This window comes from Moraxella equi (assembly GCF_002027555.1).
GTDB classification, from domain to species: Bacteria; Pseudomonadota; Gammaproteobacteria; order Pseudomonadales; family Moraxellaceae; genus Moraxella; species Moraxella equi.
The window spans coordinates 1-23,302 of record NZ_MXAP01000080.1 but is presented as its reverse complement, the minus strand read 5'-3'; the positions used below and the strand labels follow the sequence as shown (position 1 = coordinate 23,302).

Sequence of the window (23,302 nt, the reverse complement as noted above, 5' to 3'; positions counted from 1 at the left end):
GATATTTTTGCGATTTTACAGGTTGTTGATTGATAAAATCAATGTTTGTAATTAATAAAAAAATACAATTATACTAAAAATCCTGCAATAGGAGCGGTTTTATGAAAAATTATTGATAAACGGTAGTTTTTTTTATGATTGTTGGTTGGTTTTTGTAGGAATTGAGTTGTTTGGAAGGTGGAATGCTAAAAGCGGATGATAAAAAAGACGACCATCGGCCGTCTTTTGTTATTGGTAAAACTCATTCAAAAATCTTGATATAAGCCCCAGCTTTTAGTTCATCCACCCAGTCTTCTTCGGCTTGGGGGGCTTGACGGCTAAATAGTATCTCACGAGCTTTGTCTTTGCGTGTTTCATTACTCATGTCTCGTTGGCGGGTGTTTCCCACTTTTAGGATGTGCCAGCCAAACTGCGTGCGAAACGGGGTGGAAAAATCACCAGCGACAGTATTTTTCATCATGGCTTCAAACTCTGCCACCATCTGCCCGTCAGTAACCCAGCCCAAGCGACCGTTTTGGGTGGCAGAGCCTGTGTCATCAGAATACGTGGCCGCCATCGCCCCAAAGTCCGCTCCTTTTTGTAGTTCGCTGTATAGGGCGTTGATTTTTTGTTGTGCCATGGCATCACTTTGAGTATCATCGACTTTGACCAGAATATGACTGGTCTGCCATTCAGGGATAAGCACTTGTTCGACAGGGATTTTTTGTCCTTCAGGCGAGTTTAAAAAAGCATTGACTTCCTGCTCACTGATGTTAATGCGTGGGCGGACTTGGGCTTGCCATAGTGCCACTAGGCTGGCATCTTCGATGACTTGACGGCGAAGTTCGGCATAACTGCCTGCCTGTTTGCCATCAAGCGAACGTTGAAAATCTGCTAGACTGTCAAAGCCTTCTTTGCTAGCGATGGCGAGCAGTTCACGATTGACCGCATTTTCATTGGGGCTAAACCCTGCACGGTTCACCAGTCCAAGCTGTAATTTGCGTGTGATGAGGGCATCCATGGCAAGATTTTGGATTTCGGCGTTAGATAAGGCAATGCCTCTGTCACGATATTCACGAGCCATGACTTGACTGGCGGTGATGAACTCGCTTTTTAGGATAATCTCGTCATTAACCTGTGCCAAAATGCCATCGGTACTGCTTGTTACGCTAGGGGTGTTGGCGGTGGCGACTGTTGCCATGCCTAGGCTTAGACTGATGGCAAGCAGGGATTGGATAAGGGGGTGTTTCATTGTTGTTCCTATAAAATTGTTAATAAATAAACCAAATCAGTTTAGCATTTCATCATCATCTCGTCAAATGCTATGATTTAAATAAATCAATAATCCTGCTGCCATGCTCGATTGACGGTGTCATAACCCAAGACTTTATCCGACATCAGACGGTTTAGCTTACCGCCACTGGTGATGCCATTTAGGCGAATCTCTGCCATGATGGCGTTATCCGCTCCTGCTTCGGGGTTTAGGTCGTTGCGATAACGACGAGCATAGACCGACAGCCCATAACAGCAATCTTCATAATTAACCCCAACCAAGGCATCGAGCAGGCGGTCGTTTTTGTAGTCGTATTGGGCTTGGGTCATGACACGCCAGCGGTTGTTGATGGGAAAGACGGCAGATGCGGTATAAGCCGATAGGGCAAGCTGACCTGTGGCGGGGTTGTCTTTGCGTTCGATGACACCAAAGTTGTACAGCTGATTATCACTGGGCTGATAACGTAGCTGAGCGACGATGGCGCTTAGGTCATAGGTGGGGGTAAATGCCCCGCCCGCTTCCACCCAAAAGTTATCCGTCGGCTGAGTAGATGCTCGCCACGCCATCCCTGATGTGCTGCCTGTAAAGGTTTGGCTGTCATCCACGCCCACACGAATGTCATCTAAATAAATCTGCTCGGCAATGCCCCCATCAAAGCGTGTCAGACCCGTCCCATCCACATAGCGATAATGCAGGGCAGGGGTGATGGCGTGCAAGTCGCCAATGCGGTCATAGCCCAAGAACCAAGAATCAGACAGCAGGCGGTCGTAGCTAATTTGTCCGATGGCAGTTTCAAAGTTGGGGATGTTGCTTTGGTCTTTGTAGGGGGTGTAGGTGTATTTTAGGCGTGGCATGATGACTTGATGACCGCCCAAGCTGTCGTCATACAGCCCAAAGGGTGAATCTGCCTTTTTAAAAAATAGCCCTGTATCTAGTCCAATCCTAGGGGCGAACACCGAATAAGTGCCTTCGTCTTCGGTAAGATTTTGTCCGATAAGACTGTCTTCATCATAAGACGCATACAGATGTGTCAAGGCAAGCGATGGCGTGGCATAGCCCCATGAGCGAGTCATCGGATAACCTGCCGAGAGCTGGTTGTACATGCGAAAGCCTGATTTTTCCGTCTCGGAGTTGTCTTTGATGGATTTTTTAAAATAAGCAGAGTTGTGAATCCCTTCTACTTTTAGGCGGTTTAGCATGTCAAATTCATTGACAAGTTTTGGCAAGCGATAATGAACCGACAACTGGGGCAGGCGTGAGTAAGGCTTGTCTTTATCTAAGATGGTCGTGCCGTCGTTATTTGTGCCATGCAATGTCTGAAATGTCTCAGCTCGCAAGTCGGCACTGATGTAGTCATTATAGTAGCTGGCTCCGATGTTGCGTGGTAGGTTAAGTGGATTACCTTCGATGCCGAGCGTGTCAAAGTCATTAAGATAACTGCTGTCCGAGACATAGCGATAATGAGCGTAGGCGGACAGATGGGGGTGGCGTTTGGACTGCCAGGAGTGGTCATAAAACAGGCTTTTGCGGTCTTCGCCATTATATTTGCGGTCATTGGGCAAATAAGAGCCACGCAACACGCCTGCCCCGACATGCTGTGTCAGGTAGCGAAATTCGCCCGTGAGTATGGGATTTTTGTTACTAAACACCGTGGGCGTGATGGTGGCGTCATAGTTAGGGGCAAGGTTTAAATAGTAGGGCGTGCTAATCTCAAAACTGTCCGAGCCAAACCCTGCCGTTGGCAACAAAAAGCCACTGGCACGTCTGTCATCAATGGGAAAGTTAAAATACGGCAAATAAAAGACAGGCACGTTACCGATTCTTAGTGTGCTGTTTTTTGCCACGCCACGCCCTGTGTCGTTATCAATGTCAATACTACTGGCGTCCAAATGCCATTTGCGTTCGGTTGGCGGGCAAGTGGAGAACATGACGTCCTGCATGTGGTATTGGTTATCGCCGACTTTGTTTAGGGTGTGGGCATGTCCGTGGGCGTTCATGGTGGTACTGGCAAAAGCGACGTCATGAGCGGTAGCGGTCCTGCCATCATCGGCGTAGTATAAGTTATCGGCAACCCCGATAATCCCTGCACCGCTTACCTTGCTACCGCCAGTGCTGGGCGGTCGGTCATCACTAAACAGCACTTGCCCTGTGGCACGCATTTGCCCTGTGCTGGGCTGATAGATGAGCTTGTCAGCGACGATTTGCTGACCGTTTTGTTCGATGATGACATTACCGGCAAGCTCGGCGTAGTCTTTATTGTCATAGTAGCCGTAGTCGGCTTGGGCGTAGAAAGTCTCGTTATCATCGCCATGACCCCGATAGCCCAGAGTTTGGCTTAGACTCTCTCGCTTAGGCTGTACCCACACCCCTTCACAGCGTGCCACGTGTCCGCCTGTGCTTGGCTTGGCGTGATAATATTGGGCAAGTTTGGCAAGACTTTGGCTTTTTTGTGTGTTGGCATGATGGTCTTGGCCGATGTTCTCACTGCTGATAAACGTGGTGTTTTGCTTGCTCTTACCGCCTTGACTATCATGAATGTCCGATGTGACAAATGATGTGGGGTTTGGGTTATGATTTGATGTGTTACCCTGTTTGTTACTACCTGTCAGTTTATCATTAAGATATGGATTATCATCAAGCTGTGGGTTGTCCTGCGTACGGTATTGGGGGCTTTGCGAAGTGATGGCATGATGGGACAGATGAGCAAGTCTAGGCTGAGTGATGGTAGGGACAGAATTGGCGGTTTGGGTGTCATTGTTGGTAATAAATCCCAAACCATCATCGGTCTTAGCCTCTACCTTTGCCCCTGCGACCGTTTGAACGGCGGCAGGCGTGGGCGTATGGCTCATCGTGCTGTTGGAGCTTGGGCGTGTGATGTCATCGGATGTCACAAAACTTTGGGCGTGACTTAGGGTAGGCAATACGCCAAACAACGCCATGCCGACACAGATGGCCAATTCGTGTTTTTTGCCAAAAAAATCCTGTTTTTGTCTGTCCTGTTTGTTCTGCGTTGCCTGTCCACGTGTCATGATGTTACCTGAATTGACTTAGGGTGATTTTTAAATGTGGTTAAAGTTGGTTATTTTACCCTATTTTTGATTTAAAATTAATAGGGCGTACCTACCCTTGATAACATTTTTTAAAAATATGATGAAAATTTAGGGATTTCAAGCCATTTTCATATGAAAAATGGCTAAATCTTGTGGCTTGAAGTCAAAGTCCGCAGTTGATATTTCAATATCAACTGCGGACTTTTTCCTTGAAAAATAGGCGATTCCCCTGTTTTTTAAATTAGGTGTTTTTCATGGCAAATACCAAAGGCAGGCACGCCCTAGTTTTTGTCATGTCTTAAAAATTTGCCGTCAAAAAACAATACACCGAAAATGACTGGTGTAACGCCCAAAAATCCGCTAAACTATGGCACTTACTTAACCATTTAACCAAATCATTTAACTTAACGATTTTAACCATAAGGGCATACCATGACTCGCCATGATGAGATGATGAATTTTTTAAACAATCACCTAACTGCTGGTTTTACGGTAGAGAGCTTGGCAGGAGATGCCAGTTTTCGCCGTTATCATCGCATTCATTTTAAGGTGGCAAGCGAACACGATAAAGATGAAATGACGTATCTTTTGATGGATGCTCCGCCTGACAAAGAGAGCGTGACTGAATTTGTATCGGTGGCAGGTATCATGAGTGAAGCGGTGAATGTGCCTGACATCATCGCTCAAGACATTCCCAAAGGATTTTTGTTATTACAAGACTTTGGCACGACCGAATTTGCCCATTTAATCAAAGACGATAAATCAAATATGTCTCGCTATTATCAAAAAGCCTATGAGACATTAATCAAATTACAGGATTTGGATATTAATGTTGATTTGCCAGCATATAGCGATGAGAAATTAAATGATGAGATGGATTTATTTAGCCAGTGGTTCTCGCCGTATATTAACGTATCATTTACCGCCGATGATGAGTTATTATGGGAGCGACTAAAAACACAAGTCATCACTGATGTCCAAAGTCAGCCCAAAGTCATTGTTCATCGCGATTATCACAGTCGCAATCTCATGCAAGATAAAGCGTCTGATGAGCTGGGCGTGATTGATTTTCAAGATGCGGTGATTGGGGCAGATACTTATGACTTGGTGAGTTTGGTGCGAGATGCGTACATTGATGTGGATGAGACGTGGGTGAATGAACAGATTGGAATTTTTTATGAATTAAAAAACCCGAACATGACATTGCATGACTTTACCAAAAATGTCAATATCATGGGCATACAGCGACATTTAAAAGTCTTGGGGATTTTTATTCGTCTGTATCAGCGAGATAGCAAAGCGCGTTATTTGCAAAACATCCCCAAAGTGATGAATGATTTGTGCCATGAGCTTAACTGGCTAAGTGAGCAGGGCGGTGATGATATTTATACTGATTTTAAGGAATTCATTTGTCAAAAAATCCTACCTACTTATAATCAGGTATTTATATCGGCATAAATAAATGAAAATAGGATGATGATATGATAAATTGTCCTATTTTTATTTTGATGTTTGATGTGTTTAATTTTACAATTGATATGATTTATTTATTTTAAAAACCCAATCATTTATAAAAACTTATTTATAAAAGGCAAACCATGATAACCCAAGCCATGATTTTATCAGCAGGTAAAGGCACCAGAATGCGTCCTTTGACCCTGACCACGCCCAAGCCTCTTGTGATGGTGGCACAAAAGCCCCTGATGGTGTGGCATATCGAACGTCTAAAACAGGCAGGCATTACCGACATTACTCTAAATGTCGGCTATTTGGGCGGGGTGATTATTGACTTTTTTAAAGGTCGTGATTTTGGCGTGAATATCCACATATCCGATGAGAGCGTCCTGCCTGAGCCTTTGGAGACAGCAGGGGGTATACGCTATGCACTGGCTCATGGGAAACTAAAAGATGAGCCGTTTTTGCTCATTAATGGCGATGTGTGGAGCGAGTTTGCGTTTGACGGATTGGCTCATCACAGTCTTGGTAATCATCTGGCTCATCTGATGCTGACCGCCAATCCTGAGCATAACCCCACGGGCGATTTTGCTTTGGCACAGATGTCGGCAGGGGGGTCGGGTGTGGTCGGACTAAAAAGCGATGATGGCGACAACTACACCTTTGCTGGCATTAGCGTGATGTCGCCACAGATGGTGGCAGGCGTGGGCGTGGGCGAGATAGCACCACTGGCACCACTGCTACGTTCGGCGATGGCAGGGGGGCGTGTCAGTGGCGAGATGCTGAGTGATAAATGGGTTGATGTCGGCACGATGGAGCGACTGCATGAAGTGGAGCGGTATGTTCGGGGCGTTTGGTAAAAACGGGTGGGAGAATTTTATAAAATAGTTTTTAAAAAATAATTTTATAAGTTTCAATGGTTTATAAATTTTATGTAAAATTTCTCAAAAAACCATTTGACACCCATCAAAAAATCTATATAATACGCACCACAACGAACGACATACATAACAAATAAACATGGTTTAAATTGTTTATTAAAATAGTTAAGTAAGTTGAGTTCGGGCGGTTAGCTCAGTTGGTAGAGCGTCTGCCTTACAAGCAGAGGGTCAGCGGTTCGAATCCGTTACCGCCCACCATTTTAAATCTTTTATGGTTAAAAAAGATTAGCTTAGCAGCGGTAGTTCAGTTGGTTAGAATACCGGCCTGTCACGCCGGGGGTCGCGGGTTCGAGTCCCGTCCGCTGCGCCATTTTTAACTGGTTTTTCCAGTTTATCCCCTAAGTCTACCCTGATTTAGGGATTTTTTTATGCCTTTATTTTATACACTAGGGTATGCCTACTTTCATATTTACCATAAAATGAGAAAAATTGCCCGTTTTCAAGGAGATATCAAAGGCGGCGTACCCTAATTTCTAAAATTCTAAAAATAATACAACAGCTTCAAAGGTTGTTTTATGGACGCAGTTTGGCGTCTTCTTCTGTCATGATTTGCCGTGCCACATGAATGATAAGCTGTCTTAGCCATTTATGAGCAGGGTGGTGTTGTAGTAGGGGCGACCACGCCATTTTAAGCTCAAATTCTGGAATGAAAAATGGCGGTTCTTTGACCACGATTTGTGGATTATTTTGGGCTTGTAGATTTGCCACACGAGTGGGTAGCGTGGCAATCAAATCTTTGTTGGCGGCGAGCATGGCGGGCATTTGATAATGACGGGTAAACACGCTGATTTGGCGTTTTTGTCCCAGTCGCTGTAAGGCTTGGTCGATGGAACCCAAACCGCCTGATTTTTCAGGATTGACCCCAAAACCCACGCCCATGCCCGTTTTGGATACCCAGACGTGCTGAGCTTTTAGGTAATTTTTTAGGTTAAAACGGTGCAAATGGGGCGACTCTGCCGACAGCAGACAACTAAATGTATCACGCCACACCAGCACCTGATGAAAACTCTGCGGTATCTCATTAAAACGGTTAATCGCCAAATCCACTCGCCCCTGCTCCATGTCCCGATACGACACATCGGATGGGGTCAAAAAGTCCAAAATCACGTTCGGGGCTTCGCTTCTAAGGGCTTTGACAAGGCGTGGCACAAGTGTGGCTTCGGCATAGTCCGATGTCATGATCCGAAACACCCGAGACGTGCTATATGGACGAAACTCGGTGCGTGGCTCCAACAGTATCCCTACGTCCGAGAGTATCTCACGAATACGTGGCTGTAACTCACAGGCTCGCTCGGTCGGGGTCATGCCCTCAGACGACCGCACGAGCAAGGGGTCATTAAACAGCGAACGCAATCTACGCAAAATATTACTCATCGCAGGCTGAGTAATGCCAAGCTGTTCGGCGGCACGGGTGACGTTTTTCTCACGCAGTAGCACGTCCAAATAAACAATCAGGTTTAAATCAACTTTTTGTAAATTCATAATTGCCTTTTTATGTTTTGTATTTAATGTAATTGCACCATTTCATTTTTGGTGATTTGTAAAACACCATCAATCGCTTGATAAGATTGTATTTGTTTATCTAAATCAGTTGCCGTGATTTTTACCGCCACGGCATTTATGTTATCATATAAATAAACAACCTCATCGTGATGATGATTGATGTGTGTTAATAAATTGTCTTTTTTATTTTTGTCAAAATAAATAATAAAAATATCCCACTGGGCGGTTTGTGTTATTTGTGGTTTTTTATTATCAGATTTGTGGGGAATATTGACACAAGCGGTTAATACGATAATAGGAAATAATAATAAATATTTCATAAATTGCCTTTTAAAAGATGAAAATATTTTTGATAAATAGGTTAAATGATTAAAACTTGTGTCCCCACATCTACCACATCATATAGCCACACCACGTCATCATTTCTCATACGAATACAGCCATGCGACATCGGCACGCCCACAGGCTCGGTATCGGGCGTGCCGTGAATGTAGATATATCGAGCGTGGGTATCGCACACTGCACCGTCTGCGGTTTTGCCAAGATTATAGCCATTTTCCACACCTTTTAACCACAAAATCCGACTCAAAATCCAGTCCCTGTCAGAATTGGTTTGCCCCAACTTGTCATCATAGATCTCACCTGTAAACACTCGTCCGACAAAGACGGCATTTTTGGGGTGTTCGCCCCCAATTTTATTGTTAATAATATGCTTACCAAGTGGCGTACACCCTGTATTTTCAAGCTGTTCTGTGCCATTTTTGGCGGTAGAGACAGGAAGGATTTTGATGAGCTTATCACCATCAAATACGGTCAAACTTTGGGCGGTGGTGTCTATTTTTAGCGTTATCATAGGGTTAGGGCAATCATGACTTTATGATGACTGGGTTATCAATTTTAAAAATGATGACTATTTTAAATTTTACTAGTTTAGCAAATTTTTAAAAATTTTTCGCCTATTTTTATGAAAATTTGCCAAATTTTTAAAATTTTTACCCTAAGATTTGCCAAAAGTGTTATAATTTTTGGATTGCATTCTTTTATTTTATGAAAATTGGAGTTGGTATGAGTAGCACCATTTTGAAATCTTTGCCCTTGGGCGAAAAGGTTGGCATTGCATTTTCGGGCGGTTTGGATACGTCTGCCGCCATTTTGTGGATTAAACAAAAAGGGGCAATGCCTTATGCTTATACTGCCAATCTGGGGCAACCCGATGAGTCCGACTACGACTCAATCCCTGCCAAAGCCATGCAATACGGAGCAGAAAAGGCTCGCCTGATTGATTGCCGTACCCAGCTTGCCCGTGAAGGCATTTGTGCCATTCAGTGCGGGGCGTTTCATATCACAACAGGTGGTATGCCGTATTTTAATACCACGCCATTAGGACGTGCGGTAACGGGCACGATGCTCGTAACCGCCATGAGCGACGACGGCGTGGACATTTGGGGGGATGGCTCAACCTACAAGGGCAATGACATTGAGCGTTTTTATCGCTATGGGCTACTGACCAATCCTAAGCTTAGAATTTATAAGCCTTGGCTGGATGAAACCTTTATTGATGAACTTGGCGGACGAGCGGAGATGAGCCAGTTTCTCATTGATAACGGTTTTGACTACAAAATGAGCAAAGAAAAGGCGTATTCTACCGACTCAAATATGCTTGGGGCGACACATGAAGCCAAAGATTTGGAGTTTTTGAACGCAAGCCACAAAATCGTAGAACCTATCATGGGCGTACGCTATTGGGACGAGAGCGTGGAGATTGTCCCCGAGACCGTTACGGTGGAGTTTTTTGAAGGTAATCCTGTGGCATTAAATGGCGAGACATTTGACGACCCTGTGGCACTCATGCTAAAAGCCAATGAAATCGGCGGACGACATGGCTTGGGCATGACCGACCAAATTGAGAACCGTATCATTGAAGCCAAATCTCGTGGTATCTATGAAGCCCCTGGTATGGCTCTCTTGCACATCGCTTATGAACGCTTGGTTACGGGCATTCACAACGCAGACACCATTGAGCAATATCGCATTAACGGACTGCGTTTGGGTCGCTTGCTTTATCAAGGTCGCTGGTTTGATAGCCAAGCCCTAATGCTTCGTGAGACCGCCCAGCGTTGGGTCGCCAAAGCCATTACGGGCGAAGTGGTGCTAGAACTTCGCCGTGGCAACGACTACTCTATCCTAGACACCAAATCGCCCAATCTCACCTACGAGCCTGAACGCCTGTCTATGGAAAAAGTAGAAGACGCAAGCTTTACCGCAACTGACCGTATCGGACAGCTGACCATGCGTAATCTTGACATCGCTGATACCCGTGCCAAACTCGGTATTTATAGTAATGCAGGGCTTTTGGGACTGTCGGGTGGTAATGCCGTACCACAGCTTGACAGCAAATAAGTTATATCAATTAAAAGAGCGAGCTGAATGTTTCGCTCTTTTTATTAGAGCGTGCCTACCATTGATAACATTCTTATAAAATAAGTGAAAAACCTAATATTTTAAATTAATTTTTACATGCAAAATGGTTGTCCGACCACTTAATTTAAAAAATTAAGTTAAAACTCTTAAAATTTACCCAGTTAAGTGGTCGGATGTTTTTCTGCGTCAAAATCCTTGTTGATATTTCAATATCAACTGCGAACTTTTCCTTGAAAAACGTGTGATTTTTCTCATTTTTCATTGCAAATACCAAAGGCAGGCACGCCCTAAAAAATTTTTAAAAATAGTCATGGATTGATAAAATTTTTTACAAAAATTTGTTATACTAATCATATTTTTACTCATGTCATTAAACTGTCATTTTAACCCATTTATAAATAATTTCATCAATTAAGGATAACACGTGCGTGCTTTAAATGCCATTGACCATGTATTTTTAATGCTTGAAACTTGTAAAGAGCCGATGCACGTTTCAGGTTTGTGTATTTTTGAGGTGCCTGATGGGGCGGGTGATGATTTTTTGACAAAGTTGGTATCAGACATTGAAGTAACACGCACCAAGCCGAGCTTCCCCTTTAACCAAGTGCTAAATAAGGGGCTGTTTTGGGAGCCAGATGGGGATTTTGATGTTAATCATCATTTTCGCCATGTCGCCCTACCCAAACCTGGTGGTACACGAGAGCTGATGAATTATATCTCACGTGAGCATGGGCTGATGTTGGACAGAGCCAAGCCGTTGTGGGAATTTCATCTCATCGATGGGCTTGCCCCTGCTTACGATGGTGGTAACGCTCGCTTTGCCCTGTTTTTAAAGATTCATCACGCCATGGCAGATGGCATTGCTGGTATGCGACTGCTTCAAATGTCGCTCTCAGCGTCTAAGACAGAGAAGATGACCGCCCCGTTTTGGTCGTTATCCACCAAATACCGCAGTCAAATCAATGCCATCTTACCCATTCACAAACCTCCCCTAAAAATCATCAAAGAACAGCTTGCCACCATCTATCCTGTGGGGCGAGAGCTGGTTAATAGTGTCAAAAATCACTTTGGAGAAAAGAATCCGCATTTTACCAGTACCTTTGATGCTCCCAAGTCCATCTTAAACCAAAAAATCAGCAGTTCACGCCAGCTGTCGTTCGTCTCGTTTAAAAAAGGGCGATTTGCAAAGATTGCCGAGCATTTTGGGGCGACGACCAATGATGTCCTGCTTGCCATCTGTGCAGGGGCGTTACGTGAATATTTGCTTGCCCAAGATGCCTTGCCTGCCAAGCCACTCATTGCCTTTGTGCCTATATCGCTTCGCCGTGATAAAAGTGCCATGGGCAATCAGCTCTCGTTCATTCTCACCAACCTTGCCACGCACAAATCTGACCCTGCCGAGCGTCTTTTGACCATCAAGGCGAGCGTGGATGATGGCAAACAGCGATTTTCTCGCATGAATCAGGCACAAGTCATCAATTATAGCCTGCTTACTTATGGCATGGCATTTGCCAACCTAAGCACGGGCGTGATGCCGACCCGCCAAGCCTTTAATCTCATCATCTCAAACGTACCAGGGGATAATACGCCATTGTATCTTAATGGGGCAAGACTGACGGGGATTTTCCCTGCGTCGGTGCTATTAGATGGGCAGGCTTTAAACATCACGCTAACCAATTATCAAGACAAGATAGATTTTGGCATTACCGCTTGCCAAAGTGCCTTGCCACACATTGAACAGCTGATTGAATTGTTGGAGCAGGAATTGTTGGTGTTTGAAAAGCTGTTGCCAAAAGAGTAGGGTAAAAAACCTTATGCCACATATCGTTTGGGCGTTGCATGCGTGATGGGCATGGTTAATTTGGCTAGGGTTTGGACAATCATGTCGTTACTGATGGTGCGTGTCTTGTCGCCATGAATGACGGTCATGATGGCAGGGCGAGTGCAATGAGTGGCTTGATGATGAGCGGTTTGGCGAGTCATGGCTGTACCTGTCTTAATTAAAATTAATGGTGGGTTACAGGTTTAGTGTAGCTCAATTAAGAAGTGGGGACAACCATTTTTCGCCATTTTGCTTGATAAATTGTAAACAGATGTTTCGTTTATGACTGGTTAATGACAAGCCCGAATGATTATCGCAAACTCTTTGGCAGAGAAAAAGTAACATTCTCTTCAATGCCCGACAGCTCGGTCGGAGCATCCGCTCCCCAGTCTTGCAAGGTGTCTAGCACTTCTTTGATAAGTACTTCGGGGGCGGACGCACCTGCGGTAACACCCACACGCTCCACGCCATTAAACCAAGCCTTATTCATCTGAGAAGCGTTATCAATAAGATATGCCTTTGCCCCCAGTCGCTCGGCAAGCTCACGCAAGCGGTTGGAGTTGGATGAGTTGGGCGAGCCGACCACCAGTACAATCTCGCATTCTTTTGCCAAAGATTTGACCGCATCTTGGCGGTTTTGGGTGGCGTAGCAAATGTCGTCTTTTCTTGGGGCGTTGATTTGGGGGAATTTGTCTTTTAGGGCATCTATCACTTGGGCGGTGTCGTCCATAGATAGGGTGGTTTGAGTGACAAAAGCAAGCTCTTTGTCCGTCCCAAAGTTTAAATTTGCCACGTCATCCACATCTTCGACCAGATGAATGCGACCGCCAAAACTTGTATCAAATCGCCCCATCGTCCCTTCCACCTCAGGATGTCCTGCGTGTCCGATAAGAATGGCATCCATACCGCCTTTGGCAAATTTGCCCACTTCAATATGCACTTTGGTTACCAAAGGGCAGGTGGCATCAAACACGGTCAAATCACGACGTGTCGCCTCATCTTCAACCGCCTTAGATACGCCATGAGCCGAGAAAATCACAATCGCCCCATCAGGCACTTCGTCCAGCTCTTCGACAAACACCGCCCCACGGCGAGCCAAGTCTTCGACCACAAATTTGTTATGCACGACTTCATGGCGGACATAAATGGGCGGATTAAAACGGCGTAAGGCTTCATTGACAATGGCAATGGCACGGTCAACGCCAGCACAAAAACCACGGGGATTGGCAAGTAAAATTTGCATGAAAAATTTCCAAATAACTTCACATCAAATGGCTTACTTTACCATAATTTGTCGTTTTAGGATATGACAATTTGTGCTATAATTTGTCAATCATCATCATTTGGCGAAATCATCATGACAAACACAAACCCCACCCAAGGCACGCTTTTTATCATCACCGCCGCCTCAGGCACAGGCAAGACTTCACTGGTCAAGGAGCTACTTGCCACCACTAAAAATCTCGTGGTCAGTGTCTCACACACCACCCGTGAACCCAGGCGTGGTGAGATTGATGGCGAGCATTATTATTTTACTGATAGAGATGAGTTTATCCGCTTGGTGGGGGAGAGTGAGTTTTTGGAGCATGCCGAAGTGTTTGGCAATTATTATGGCACCAGTAAGACAGCGGTCAATGATCTGCTCGGTGCGGGCATGGACGTGATTTTGGAGATTGATTGGCAAGGGGCTCTGCAAGTCAAAAAACTCATTCCCCAAGCGGTGATGATTTTTATCCTGCCACCAAGCCGTGAAGCCCTGCGTAGCCGTCTGATGAATCGCAACCAAGATGCCACAAAGGTCATCGAGACCAGACTGGCAGGGGCGGTGCGTGAGATGCAAGAGTATGTGAACTTTGACTATGTTGTGATTAATGATGATTTTGATGTGGCATTATCTGAGATAAAATCCATCATCACTGCTTATCGCCTTGCCATTGACAAGCAAACGGCACGCCATGAAAAATTAATCAGTCAGTTATTGGCAAGTTAGGGTGTGTCAAACCTTAATTTTCCACTTTTAAAATAGTAAAAATCTGTTATAATAATAGATTGTTATCAATGTAAAGAGTGTGATTTATGGCACGAGTGACGATTGAAGATTGTTTGGATACGGTGGATAACCGTTTTGATTTGATTTTGGTGGCGTCAAGACGAGCACGTCAGCTTGCCACAGGGCGTGCCGACCCATTGGTGACTCCCGAAGGCGACAAGCCAACCGTGCTTGCCCTGCGTGAGATTGCCGATGGTCATGTGACCCGTACGATTTTAGATAAGCCCGAAGAAGTTTATGTGAAAAAAGAACCGCCACCGTTTGATCCAACGGCTAACGGTTTTTAAAATCATACATAGCCCTAAAAACCATGCTTTTGGCGTGGTTTTTTGTTTTGTTATTCATTAAACTTTCTGATTTTATCATAAAAATAACTCCATAAAAACGGATAATTTTCCCTTGACAATTTAACGAAAAACTGATTAATTATAAGGTTCGGATTGAGGATTTTTTAGATAAAATCATGCCCCATTTCAAGAGCTTTTTTTCAATTAACAAACCCAATCAACACACTACCGAGCCAAACCAATCATGTTAGCCAACTACCACGCCGATAATATCCCCACACGTTTTAGTCATCCTTTGGTGGATGAAGCCAAAGACAGCCTGATGAATGCGGTCAGTTACTTAGATGCCAAAGAGCGGGCGGACGTGCTACGAGCGTGCCATTTTGGCGACATGGCACACATCAAGGACAAACGCAAATCGGGCGAGCCGTACATCACGCATCCCATTGCGGTGGCGGAGATTTTGGCGGGGTTCTCACTTGATAAAGATTCTATCATTGCTGCGATTTTGCATGACACGGTAGAAGACACCGAAGTCACCGATGAGCTGGTGGCAAGTGAGTTTGGCGAGACGGTGGCACGGCTGGTGGATGGCGTAACCAAGCTAAAATCGGGCAACATGAGTAAACAGCAGTCACAGGCAGCGACTTTTCATAAGATTTTAAATGCCACGCTCATAGACCCCCGTGTCCTTATCATCAAGCTGTCTGACCGCTTGCATAACATGAGTACCATGGATGCAGTGCGAGAAGAAAAACAAAAATCAACCGCTCGTGAGACGTTGGATTTTTATGTGCCGTTCGCGCGCATTATGGGGCTAAACGACATCGCTGACTACATCGAGCTTTTGTGTTATCGCAACCTTAACCCTGCCATGTACAACAAATTTAATGACAAGCTGTTACAACATGGTTTGGGGCGTAATTTTCAAAAGATTGAGATTAGCACTTATCTACAAAACTTGCTAGGACATCTAAACCTAAAAGGACATGTGCAGGTGCTGGACAACCGCACAAGCATGTATCGGCAGTTCTTTAAAAACCGTGGGCAAGCCAACCGCTTGATTCGCCAATATGATTTTGAGGTGGTGCTAGAAGACATCGGGGCGTGCGACAAACTGGCGTATCATCTTATCCAAAAGTTTGAAATCGCTGACCGTAACATTCAGGACAACATCCGTAAACCCCTAGCAGGGGGCAATCAGTCGCTGTCGCTGATTTATCAAAAAGATTATAACTTCATCAAAGTCACGCTCATGACCGCACGCATGAAAGAAGCGTCTCGCTTGGGCGTGCTTGGCAATAGCAAAAATGACATCAGTCAGTCGGTGATACAGGCAAGTTTGCGTAACATGAAGGATTTGGCGGCGGTCGAAGGCGAAGATGCGGAGACGTCGCTCAAAGTCATCAATGAGCTCATGAGCCATCTGCATGAGCGTAAAATCGTCTGTTATAGTCCCCAAGGGCGTGCCTATGAGCTACCCCGTGGGGCGACGGCACTCGATTTTGCTTATGCGGTCGGACCTGCCGTGGGTAACATCGCCACAGGGGCGGACATCAATGGCGAGCATGGTAAGCTTGGGTTGATGCTAGCAGATGGTGACACCGTGAGCATTGATATTGATAAAAATGCCACGCCCAAGGCAGATTGGCTTGGCTTTGTGGCGACCAACAAAGCTCGCAATGAGATTTTAAAATTCCTAAAACATCTGCCCCATGATCAAAAAGAGCATTATGGCAAAGAAGCCTTGATGCGTGCCTTAAAGCCTTATGATAAAACACTAGATGACTTATCCGAGCAGGATTGGGCGGATATTTTGGCGTGGCGTGGCGTGGCAAGCCAAAGCGAGATTTTCCTGCAAATCGCCACAGGCACACTACTGCCACAGTTGGTCGTCTCTCGTCTGTTTAGCGAAGAAGTGGATGTGGCAGACGGGGCGGAGATTACCCAAACCAAGCATTTATTGGCAGGCATTAAGGGTGTGGAGATTACCTTTGCCAGATGTTGTAATCCCATGTATGGCGATAACATTGTCGGACATCTGTCGGCACGTCAAGGGCTGACCGTCCATCGTCATAAATGCTATTCACTAGAAAACATCCGTGCTGAGAATCCTTATCAGGTCATACAGCTCAACTGGAAGTCGGATATCAAGCTTGACCATGCCAACTCGATTGGACAGCTGCATTTTCCTGCCACACTCAAAATCCACGCCATGCTAAATGAAGAGCAGATGAGTCAGGCGATTTATGAGCTGCGTGATTTGAACATTGGTATTGAGCAGACATCTGTCAAGGCAGATGAGAAATCAGGCGGTGGGGTCGGGGCGACCTTTATACAGGTGGTGGTGCGTTCCCGAGCTCATTTAGAAGAAGGTATCATGAAGCTACGCCAAGTGCTGGGCTATCCTAGTATCATGCGACTGTATCAGATGCCGACCTAATGCTCTGTGCTTTTGCACAAAACAAACCCTGCCAATGTGCAGGGTTTGTTTTCGACCATGCCATGATAATTTATATTAATGTTTGATGGCATGTTCATAGATGGCACGGTTCTCAGGAAAGAGCTTTTCCATCGCTTGAATACGACTGTCGTTATTGGGGTGGGTAGAGAGAATGCTACCTGCCTTGCTACCACCGCCTTTTTTGGCGTTCATCTTTTTCCAAACGTTGATGGCATCAGCAGGGTTGTAGCCTGCCATCGCCATCAGTCTCATGCCTAGGGCATCTGCTTCGTATTCGTGATGGCGAGAGTAGGGTTTATCAAGTCCGTATTCGTGTAACACACTTGCCCCGAGATTGACCATGTCGGCATTATAACCTGTATTGGCTTGGACAGCGGCGGCACCAAGTTGTACCGCTAGGCTAGACAGGACGTTTGCCCCCATTTGTTTTTTGCTGTGTTCTAGCAAAGCGTGAGCCATCTCATGTCCGACAATGGCGGCAATCTCGCTCTCGGTCAAGTTATAATTCTCAGCAAGCCCTGTGTAAAATGCCATCTTGCCCCCTGGCATCGCCCAAGCATTCTCGGTTTTATCCCTAACCACGGTCATTTGCCAGTCAAAACGCACGCCTGTGTTATTTAGCGAGTCGGCATGTGGTCTTAGACGGTCAAAGGCACGTTGAACGGTCTTGGCGGTGTTTGATGTGGTATCAATCTTGGCTTTGCTGAGCATTTGTTGATAGTGGGATCCTGCTTGGGCGTTTAGAGTTTTGGTGTCCATGCCTGCCATGTCAGCAACGGTGGTGCAACCCGATAAAGTCAAGGTGGCACTAAGTAGGACGATGCTTAATTTTTTCATAAAAAGTCCTGATTGGGTAAAATATAAAACCATCATAGCATTTTCAAAGTTTAAAAACAATATGGTGAACGGGTGCTTTAACAATAAAAAACACTTGAATATTCATGGTAATTTGTTTAATATAATATTACCATTTCTTAGGGAGTAAGCCATGTGTTGTCAAATTGACCTAAATTCTAAATCTGACGTGGTGCATTTTTTGGGCAAAACCGAACCCAATCTTTTGCCAAAGACATCCGATAATGTCGCAGGTAACATCGTCTATACAGGCGAGCCTGCCATGAGTCTGTGGGATAAAATTATGGCTCGTTGGCAAGCCAATAAGATGAGCAAGTAATAAGCGGGTAAATTATAGACAAATGAACACCGTTTAAAATAAATAGTATTTGAACAGCATTTAAACATAGAAATATCTTAGGAATAACCATGCCAAAACAAATCATTCATACTGACAACGCCCCAAAAGCGGTAGGAACATACTCACAAGCTGTCAAGGTGGGCAATACCGTCTATGTCTCAGGTCAAATCGGGCTTGACCCTGTAAGCATGACCTTGCGTGATGGGTTCACCGCCCAAGCTGAGCAGGTGTTTGATAATATTGAAGCCATTGCCAAAGCAGCGGGGGGCAGTTTGGCGGATGTGGTGAAGTTTAACGTATCATTAGATGATTTGAATGATTTTAATGAATTAAATCAAATCTTTGAAGCCCGTCTCACCGCTCCTTATCCTGCCCGTGCCGCCTTAGAAGTCTCTGCCTTACCAAAAGGGGCGTTGGTGGAGATTGAAGCGATTTTATATATTGAATAAAAATTTTAATAAATGTCAATGTAAGGGCGAATACCGCCCTTATTTTTATGTTAAAGGCCACACCATGCTAATCCAAGTCGCCTTGCCTGTACCGCTTTATCGCCTGTTTGATTATCGTGTGGCGGACGTGTTGCCACCGATAGGCGTGCGTGTCAAAGTGCCGTTCGGTCGCCAAGAGTTTATCGGCATCGTGGCAAATCATGTCCACCCCGATGACAGTGATGTGCCACAGGATAAATTAAAATCGCTCATTCATGTGATAGATGATGAGCCGATTTTTGATGAATATTTTTTTAAACTTGCCCGATGGCTGTCGTCTTATTATCATTATCCGCTGGGCGACACGATGGCGGTCATGTTACCCACGCTCATCAAGGCAGGGGCGGATGTCAGTGATGAGGTATGGCGATATCAGGCAGTCGCTCATGCTGATGATGAGTTTGTCAAAGGCGTGCTAAGCAAAACCGCCAAAAAACAGCACGCTGATTTTGCCGTTATCCGTGATAACCCGAACGCCACCAAACACACCTTGCGGATACTTGGGGTAACAGAGCGAAATTTGACACTATTTGTCCAAAAAGAGCTGATAGAATGCCACACTGCCCCAAACACACCGCCCCTGCCTGCCCAAGTGGTGCAAGAGCCACTGACCCTAAATGACGAACAACGCTTGGCACTAACGCAGATAAGCCAAAGCATACATGACGGGCGTTATCAAGGTATACTGCTCAATGGAGTGACAGGCTCGGGTAAGACCGAAGTATATCTACAAGCGATGGAGCAGGTACTGGCACAGGGTCGGCAGGTGCTGATTATGGTGCCTGAGATAGGACTGACCCCACAGAGTCGGGAGCGTTTCTCGGCACGCTTTGGGGCGAATGTCGTGGTGTTGCATTCATCATTAAACGACAAAGAACGGCTGTCGGGATGGCAGGCGTGTCGGCAGGGGCAGGCCCAAATAATCATCGCCACACGTTCGGCACTGTTTTACCCCTTTGCCAATTTGGGACTGATTATTATTGATGAAGCTCACGATACAAGCTTTAAACAGCAAGACCATTTGCGATATCACGCCTGTGATGTGGCGTTGTATGTGGGGGTGCTAAAACAAATCCCTGTGGTGCTAGGCACGGCAACGCCCAGCCTTGAACAAATTAAACTTGTCCGTGATGGCAAACTGCATGAATGCAAACTCACCAAACGGGCAGGGGGTGCGATACCGCCCACGTTTCGCCTTGTGGACATGAGAATGGGAACACAATGGCAGACGGACATGACAGGCGAGAGCCGTGATACCGAACTGGCTCATCAGACAGTGCAGGCGGTGCGTGAGACCTTAGGGCGAGGCGAGCAGGTGTTGATGTTTCTAAATCGCCGTGGCTATGCCCCGATTCTCTTATGTGGGGCGTGTGGCTGGCAAGCGGACTGCGTGCGGTGTAGCAGTCATCTGACCTTGCACAAAAACCCCTTTAAAAAAGCACGCCATGCCAATGAGCAGTATCTGTATGATTATCTAAAATGCCATCATTGTGGCTATCAGGTGGTGACGCCCAAGGTTTGCCCGAGCTGTCATAGCCCAAATCTTGTACATTTGGGGCAGGGGACAGGGCAGTTGTACGAAAGGTTGCATGGCATTTTTGCCAATCCCCAAACCGTCCAAACCCCTTATCCCATCGTGCAGATAGACCGTGATACGGTGCGTGGCAAGGGGGCGTGGGATAGACTGTATGAACGTGTCAGTACGGGCGAGCCGATGATATTGGTGGGTACACAAATGCTGGCAAAAGGTCATCATTTTCCTAATGTCACGCTAGTGGTGATTGTCAATGCTGACAGCGGATTTTTGTCGCCTAATTTTCGTTCGCCTGAACACACCGCCCAGATGATTATGCAGGTGGCAGGACGGGCAGGGCGTGCAGGACGGGCAGGGGAGGTGCTGATACAGACCCTAAGCCCTGATAATCCGTTACTGCTTGATTTGATACGCTACGGTTATGATAAATTCGCCCATGACTTATTGGCAGAACGGTATGGGTTGGGACTGCCACCGTATAGTCATGCGGTACTGGTGCGGGCGGATGCTCATCGGCTTGATGTCGCCAAAAATGCCATCATCGGAGCAAAAAACCATCTGCCCCAAGCTCATCCCTTTGCCGTGCTTGCCCCCATTGATGCCCCGATGGTCAAGAAAAACAACCGCTTTCATGTGCAGATGCTCATCCTTGCCAAAGAACGCAAAGTGTTACATGACGTGTTGGCATGGTGGTGGCAGGGTGTGCTTGCCCTGCCCAGCTCTCGGGGGGTTAAGATGGCGATAGACATTGACCCTGTGGGATGGTAGATGGTCAAAGTGGTTTTTCTTGATAAAATCATCAAAGGTCATGGTATTTTTTTGGGTTAAATTGGGATTGTCTTTTTGGACAAAGACAAAAAAGACAAATTCGCCATGATTGAGTTTCCATTCACATATCACGCCATTTTTTAAATAATCTTAATTTTACTAATAATCATCATAAATACGCACCGTATATTTATTATCGCTTACCTTATAAAGAATAAAAGCAATTATTCGCCCAATAGTTACCATTTACCGAGATAAGCTCCAAATTTTTCGGCACATCAACCAATTCAAATTCAAACTCATAGTAAGAATTAGGATTTGAATTGGCGATGGGGGCGGTTATTTGCACCAATTCATCATGGCTTTTGATATGTTCGGGTAAATGATGAATTTTAGGCGAATTTTCTGCAAACGCCATATTAGAACATAAAACCGTACTTATTAAAGCGGATAACATTAACTTTTTCATAACGATTTCTTTCTTTTAATATCAAGAATTGATTAATAAATACAAAGAATTTAAAATTGGCAATTCTTGATTGCATTGACGAATTTCCTTGATGTCGCCAAATTCATCATTCATTGTAATTTCTAAATATATATCTTCTTTACCATTAGCAAATTTGCGATGAGCAAAATAATAATGTACATTATCGCCAAAAAATTCAGCATATTGTTCTTGAATATTGTCAAAATAATCTGTTTTGGCAGTAATGCTATTTTTTGTCATATCAAAATAAGTTTCGCCATCGTTATTTTTAAATTGATAACGAATTAAATCACCATTATCTTTTAGACTAATGTGGTTATTGTCTGTATCGGTGCATTCAAAATAAGTTTCTGCATTAACAATATTAGAAAACAAAGCCGTGCTGATTAAAGCAGTTAAAATCAATTTTTTCATAAGTTTTCCTTTTAAATTAATTAAAGTGTGGTTTTATTGCCATTTTCATCATAGCAAGTTTTTTGATAGCCTGCATTGCCAACACTGCCAAACGCCCCACAAACAGCAAAGCCATTAGTATAATCATAACTGATAAAACCTGTATAGTTATCTAATGGCAAAATCATTTGTCCGTCCAAATTCATCACGCCCGTTTGTTTGTTTTGCTTTACAATAAAATAAAACCGCTCTTTATGACGAGTTGAAAAAGTTATATTATCATAATGCGCACTCATTTCGCCTGTTGGTTTGATAAGCGTGTATTGCCCCATAGCTTTTTTGGCGATGGCATAATGGGTATTGGGGCAATAGGTCAAATGATGTCCTTTAATTTTTGGGAATTTATCACAGTCGGCAACGGCTTTTTCTCGCTCATTTTTAATTTCAGAGACGATGGACATACAGCCTGATAAATTGGCAAAAGCAATTAGGATTAGGGCGGATAAAGTAAGTTTTTTCATTAAAATTTCTCTTAAATGAATTAGCACACACCATTTAAAGACTTATTTTAAACGGTGTGTTTGGTGTTTATTAGGATTTTTTGCTTGTATGAATTTTACAGGCATTGGCGCTTTTATCTTCGGCTTGGCATAATTGCATCGCTTTTTGTTTGGCTTCATCGCAACTGGCACCGCCGTCAGCATACATCATCTCGCCGACTTTGGCGATGGCGATACAGCCATTTATCATGGAATAAGCCATTCTGCAAGGGCTACGGCGACTGCTGTGCTCGCATTGACCAAGCGTAAGCTTGTCTTGTATTATCCAATCATTTTCGGTGGGTGTATCAGACAGTGTAATCATGATGCTATTATCAAAAAATGGCTTGTTGTCTTTTGTCCAAGCAAGTCCAATATATTTATGTTGTACGCCACCATAACTGTAACCGCTAGAGCTCATATTACCATAACCACCACTTTGTTGTTGGTGCATTTGATAAGCGTGTTGCTCTGCTTGTTGTTGTTGCATACGCACACAATTGCCATAATTGGGTAAATTGGGAGAACACGCCAAAGCCGATTGGCTTAATAACATATTTGCCCCTCCTATGATTAGGGCGGTGGCAGAAAGTTTTAAAATTTTCATAAATTTTTCCTTTTAAAGTTAAGCCGTAGCAACTGTATCCCTT

Annotated in this window: 22 protein-coding genes and 2 tRNA genes; 12 read left to right on the top strand and 12 right to left on the bottom strand. The window is 44.8% G+C overall.

Translation table 11 applies throughout. The features are described from left to right. Positions 1-241: 241 nt before the first annotated feature. Positions 242-1,231, bottom strand: a complete 990-nt coding sequence (locus B5J93_RS08350) for a peptidylprolyl isomerase (RefSeq protein ID WP_079325975.1) — start codon at positions 1,229-1,231, stop codon at positions 242-244. Positions 1,232-1,317: 86 nt separating this feature from the next. After that, on the bottom strand, positions 1,318-4,281 hold the full coding sequence (locus tag B5J93_RS08345) for an LPS-assembly protein LptD (protein WP_228144903.1): 2,964 nt from the start codon (positions 4,279-4,281) through the stop codon (positions 1,318-1,320). A gap of 453 nt (positions 4,282-4,734) precedes the next feature. On the opposite strand from B5J93_RS08345, the gene B5J93_RS08340 reads away from it, so the two are divergent. The 4 genes from B5J93_RS08340 to B5J93_RS08325 all read left to right on the top strand — a co-directional run bounded on the left by B5J93_RS08340 (position 4,735) and on the right by B5J93_RS08325 (position 7,008). Beyond that, a complete protein-coding gene (locus B5J93_RS08340; RefSeq protein WP_079325974.1) occupies positions 4,735-5,760 on the top strand; it encodes an aminoglycoside phosphotransferase family protein in 1,026 nt (341 codons plus the stop codon). A 140-nt stretch (positions 5,761-5,900) separates the two neighbouring features. Continuing rightward, a complete protein-coding gene (locus B5J93_RS08335; protein ID WP_079325973.1) occupies positions 5,901-6,617 on the top strand; it encodes a nucleotidyltransferase family protein in 717 nt (238 codons plus the stop codon). 203 nt (positions 6,618-6,820) lie between these two features. Beyond that, a tRNA-Val gene (locus B5J93_RS08330) sits at positions 6,821-6,896 on the top strand. Positions 6,897-6,931: 35 nt separating this feature from the next. Then, positions 6,932-7,008, top strand: a tRNA-Asp gene (locus tag B5J93_RS08325). A 203-nt stretch (positions 7,009-7,211) separates the two neighbouring features. Here the strand turns inward: B5J93_RS08325 and B5J93_RS08320 are convergent. The 3 genes from B5J93_RS08320 to B5J93_RS08310 are packed head-to-tail and all read right to left on the bottom strand — an operon-like array spanning position 7,212 to position 9,054. After that, positions 7,212-8,180, bottom strand: a complete 969-nt coding sequence (locus tag B5J93_RS08320; protein ID WP_079325972.1) for a LysR family transcriptional regulator — start codon at positions 8,178-8,180, stop codon at positions 7,212-7,214. Between the two features lie 23 nt (positions 8,181-8,203). Continuing rightward, positions 8,204-8,521, bottom strand: coding sequence for a hypothetical protein (locus tag B5J93_RS08315; RefSeq protein WP_079325971.1), 318 nt, complete (start codon positions 8,519-8,521; stop codon positions 8,204-8,206). Between the two features lie 41 nt (positions 8,522-8,562). Then, entirely contained in the window at positions 8,563-9,054 is a 492-nt protein-coding gene (locus tag B5J93_RS08310) for a L,D-transpeptidase (RefSeq protein ID WP_079325970.1), read from the bottom strand. Positions 9,055-9,266: 212 nt separating this feature from the next. Here B5J93_RS08310 and argG point away from each other — a divergent pair, with 212 nt between their 5' ends. Together argG and B5J93_RS08300 are read left to right on the top strand one after the other, a co-directional pair. After that, the gene (gene argG / locus B5J93_RS08305) at positions 9,267-10,601 is read left to right on the top strand and encodes an argininosuccinate synthase (protein ID WP_079325969.1); all 1,335 of its coding nucleotides are present in this window, start codon (positions 9,267-9,269) and stop codon (positions 10,599-10,601) included. A gap of 445 nt (positions 10,602-11,046) precedes the next feature. Next, positions 11,047-12,423 (top strand): WS/DGAT/MGAT family O-acyltransferase, encoded by a 1,377-nt coding sequence (locus B5J93_RS08300; RefSeq protein WP_079325968.1) that lies wholly within the window; start codon positions 11,047-11,049, stop codon positions 12,421-12,423. Between the two features lie 11 nt (positions 12,424-12,434). On the opposite strand, the gene B5J93_RS13540 is transcribed toward B5J93_RS08300, so the two are convergent. Continuing rightward, on the bottom strand, positions 12,435-12,605 hold the full coding sequence (locus B5J93_RS13540; protein ID WP_158080716.1) for a hypothetical protein: 171 nt from the start codon (positions 12,603-12,605) through the stop codon (positions 12,435-12,437). A 149-nt stretch (positions 12,606-12,754) separates the two neighbouring features. Continuing rightward, entirely contained in the window at positions 12,755-13,687 is a 933-nt protein-coding gene (gene ispH, locus B5J93_RS08295; protein WP_079325967.1) for a 4-hydroxy-3-methylbut-2-enyl diphosphate reductase, read from the bottom strand. A gap of 114 nt (positions 13,688-13,801) precedes the next feature. Between ispH and gmk the strand changes: the two genes are divergently transcribed. The 3 genes from gmk (at position 13,802) to B5J93_RS08280 (ending at position 17,224) form a co-directional block, all read left to right on the top strand. Further along, the gene (gene gmk / locus B5J93_RS08290; RefSeq protein WP_115236966.1) at positions 13,802-14,434 is read left to right on the top strand and encodes a guanylate kinase; all 633 of its coding nucleotides are present in this window, start codon (positions 13,802-13,804) and stop codon (positions 14,432-14,434) included. An 86-nt stretch (positions 14,435-14,520) separates the two neighbouring features. Continuing rightward, positions 14,521-14,781 carry a DNA-directed RNA polymerase subunit omega gene (rpoZ, locus tag B5J93_RS08285; protein WP_079325965.1) on the top strand — a complete coding sequence of 87 codons (261 nt, stop codon included), beginning with the start codon at positions 14,521-14,523 and terminating at the stop codon, positions 14,779-14,781. Positions 14,782-15,025: 244 nt separating this feature from the next. After that, positions 15,026-17,224 (top strand): RelA/SpoT family protein, encoded by a 2,199-nt coding sequence (locus tag B5J93_RS08280; RefSeq protein ID WP_079325964.1) that lies wholly within the window; start codon positions 15,026-15,028, stop codon positions 17,222-17,224. A 75-nt stretch (positions 17,225-17,299) separates the two neighbouring features. Here the strand turns inward: B5J93_RS08280 and B5J93_RS08275 are convergent, their stop codons facing one another. Beyond that, a complete protein-coding gene (locus B5J93_RS08275) occupies positions 17,300-18,082 on the bottom strand; it encodes a M48 family metallopeptidase (protein ID WP_079325963.1) in 783 nt (260 codons plus the stop codon). A gap of 151 nt (positions 18,083-18,233) precedes the next feature. Between B5J93_RS08275 and B5J93_RS08270 the strand changes: the two genes are divergently transcribed. The 3 genes from B5J93_RS08270 to B5J93_RS08260 all read left to right on the top strand — a co-directional run bounded on the left by B5J93_RS08270 (position 18,234) and on the right by B5J93_RS08260 (position 21,230). Further along, the gene (locus B5J93_RS08270) at positions 18,234-18,419 is read left to right on the top strand and encodes a hypothetical protein (protein ID WP_029102089.1); all 186 of its coding nucleotides are present in this window, start codon (positions 18,234-18,236) and stop codon (positions 18,417-18,419) included. An 89-nt stretch (positions 18,420-18,508) separates the two neighbouring features. Then, positions 18,509-18,889 (top strand): Rid family detoxifying hydrolase, encoded by a 381-nt coding sequence (locus B5J93_RS08265; protein ID WP_079325962.1) that lies wholly within the window; start codon positions 18,509-18,511, stop codon positions 18,887-18,889. Between the two features lie 64 nt (positions 18,890-18,953). Continuing rightward, on the top strand, positions 18,954-21,230 hold the full coding sequence (locus tag B5J93_RS08260; RefSeq protein ID WP_079325976.1) for a primosomal protein N': 2,277 nt from the start codon (positions 18,954-18,956) through the stop codon (positions 21,228-21,230). Between the two features lie 205 nt (positions 21,231-21,435). Here the strand turns inward: B5J93_RS08260 and B5J93_RS08255 are convergent, their stop codons facing one another. The 4 genes from B5J93_RS08255 to B5J93_RS08240 all read right to left on the bottom strand — a co-directional run bounded on the left by B5J93_RS08255 (position 21,436) and on the right by B5J93_RS08240 (position 23,259). After that, positions 21,436-21,699, bottom strand: coding sequence for a hypothetical protein (locus B5J93_RS08255; RefSeq protein ID WP_143823515.1), 264 nt, complete (start codon positions 21,697-21,699; stop codon positions 21,436-21,438). 21 nt (positions 21,700-21,720) lie between these two features. Next, a complete protein-coding gene (locus tag B5J93_RS08250; protein ID WP_079325960.1) occupies positions 21,721-22,134 on the bottom strand; it encodes a hypothetical protein in 414 nt (137 codons plus the stop codon). Positions 22,135-22,154: 20 nt separating this feature from the next. After that, positions 22,155-22,634, bottom strand: a complete 480-nt coding sequence (locus B5J93_RS08245; protein WP_079325959.1) for a hypothetical protein — start codon at positions 22,632-22,634, stop codon at positions 22,155-22,157. 70 nt (positions 22,635-22,704) lie between these two features. Continuing rightward, positions 22,705-23,259 (bottom strand): DUF4189 domain-containing protein, encoded by a 555-nt coding sequence (locus tag B5J93_RS08240; protein ID WP_079325958.1) that lies wholly within the window; start codon positions 23,257-23,259, stop codon positions 22,705-22,707. Between the last annotated feature and the right edge of the window lie 43 nt (positions 23,260-23,302).

What these genes read in the sequence shown, in the direction of transcription:
- B5J93_RS08245 (WP_079325959.1), bottom strand. Translation starts at nt 22,634, where the DNA reads ATGAAAAAACTTACTTTATCCGCCCTAATCCTAATTGCTTTTGCCAAT.
- B5J93_RS13540 (WP_158080716.1), bottom strand. Translation starts at nt 12,605, where the DNA reads ATGACTCGCCAAACCGCTCATCATCAAGCCACTCATTGCACTCGCCCT.
- B5J93_RS08250 (WP_079325960.1), bottom strand. Translation starts at nt 22,134, where the DNA reads ATGAAAAAATTGATTTTAACTGCTTTAATCAGCACGGCTTTGTTTTCT.
- B5J93_RS08260 (WP_079325976.1), top strand. Translation starts at nt 18,954, where the DNA reads ATGCTAATCCAAGTCGCCTTGCCTGTACCGCTTTATCGCCTGTTTGAT.
- B5J93_RS08335 (WP_079325973.1), top strand. Translation starts at nt 5,901, where the DNA reads ATGATAACCCAAGCCATGATTTTATCAGCAGGTAAAGGCACCAGAATG.
- B5J93_RS08255 (WP_143823515.1), bottom strand. Translation starts at nt 21,699, where the DNA reads ATGAAAAAGTTAATGTTATCCGCTTTAATAAGTACGGTTTTATGTTCT.
- B5J93_RS08345 (WP_228144903.1), bottom strand. Translation starts at nt 4,281, where the DNA reads ATGACACGTGGACAGGCAACGCAGAACAAACAGGACAGACAAAAACAG.
- B5J93_RS08350 (WP_079325975.1), bottom strand. Translation starts at nt 1,231, where the DNA reads ATGAAACACCCCCTTATCCAATCCCTGCTTGCCATCAGTCTAAGCCTA.
- B5J93_RS08310 (WP_079325970.1), bottom strand. Translation starts at nt 9,054, where the DNA reads ATGATAACGCTAAAAATAGACACCACCGCCCAAAGTTTGACCGTATTT.
- argG (WP_079325969.1), top strand. Translation starts at nt 9,267, where the DNA reads ATGAGTAGCACCATTTTGAAATCTTTGCCCTTGGGCGAAAAGGTTGGC.
- ispH (WP_079325967.1), bottom strand. Translation starts at nt 13,687, where the DNA reads ATGCAAATTTTACTTGCCAATCCCCGTGGTTTTTGTGCTGGCGTTGAC.
- gmk (WP_115236966.1), top strand. Translation starts at nt 13,802, where the DNA reads ATGACAAACACAAACCCCACCCAAGGCACGCTTTTTATCATCACCGCC.
- rpoZ (WP_079325965.1), top strand. Translation starts at nt 14,521, where the DNA reads ATGGCACGAGTGACGATTGAAGATTGTTTGGATACGGTGGATAACCGT.
- B5J93_RS08315 (WP_079325971.1), bottom strand. Translation starts at nt 8,521, where the DNA reads ATGAAATATTTATTATTATTTCCTATTATCGTATTAACCGCTTGTGTC.
- B5J93_RS08320 (WP_079325972.1), bottom strand. Translation starts at nt 8,180, where the DNA reads ATGAATTTACAAAAAGTTGATTTAAACCTGATTGTTTATTTGGACGTG.
- B5J93_RS08275 (WP_079325963.1), bottom strand. Translation starts at nt 18,082, where the DNA reads ATGAAAAAATTAAGCATCGTCCTACTTAGTGCCACCTTGACTTTATCG.
- B5J93_RS08240 (WP_079325958.1), bottom strand. Translation starts at nt 23,259, where the DNA reads ATGAAAATTTTAAAACTTTCTGCCACCGCCCTAATCATAGGAGGGGCA.
- B5J93_RS08340 (WP_079325974.1), top strand. Translation starts at nt 4,735, where the DNA reads ATGACTCGCCATGATGAGATGATGAATTTTTTAAACAATCACCTAACT.
- B5J93_RS08265 (WP_079325962.1), top strand. Translation starts at nt 18,509, where the DNA reads ATGCCAAAACAAATCATTCATACTGACAACGCCCCAAAAGCGGTAGGA.
- B5J93_RS08270 (WP_029102089.1), top strand. Translation starts at nt 18,234, where the DNA reads ATGTGTTGTCAAATTGACCTAAATTCTAAATCTGACGTGGTGCATTTT.
- B5J93_RS08280 (WP_079325964.1), top strand. Translation starts at nt 15,026, where the DNA reads ATGTTAGCCAACTACCACGCCGATAATATCCCCACACGTTTTAGTCAT.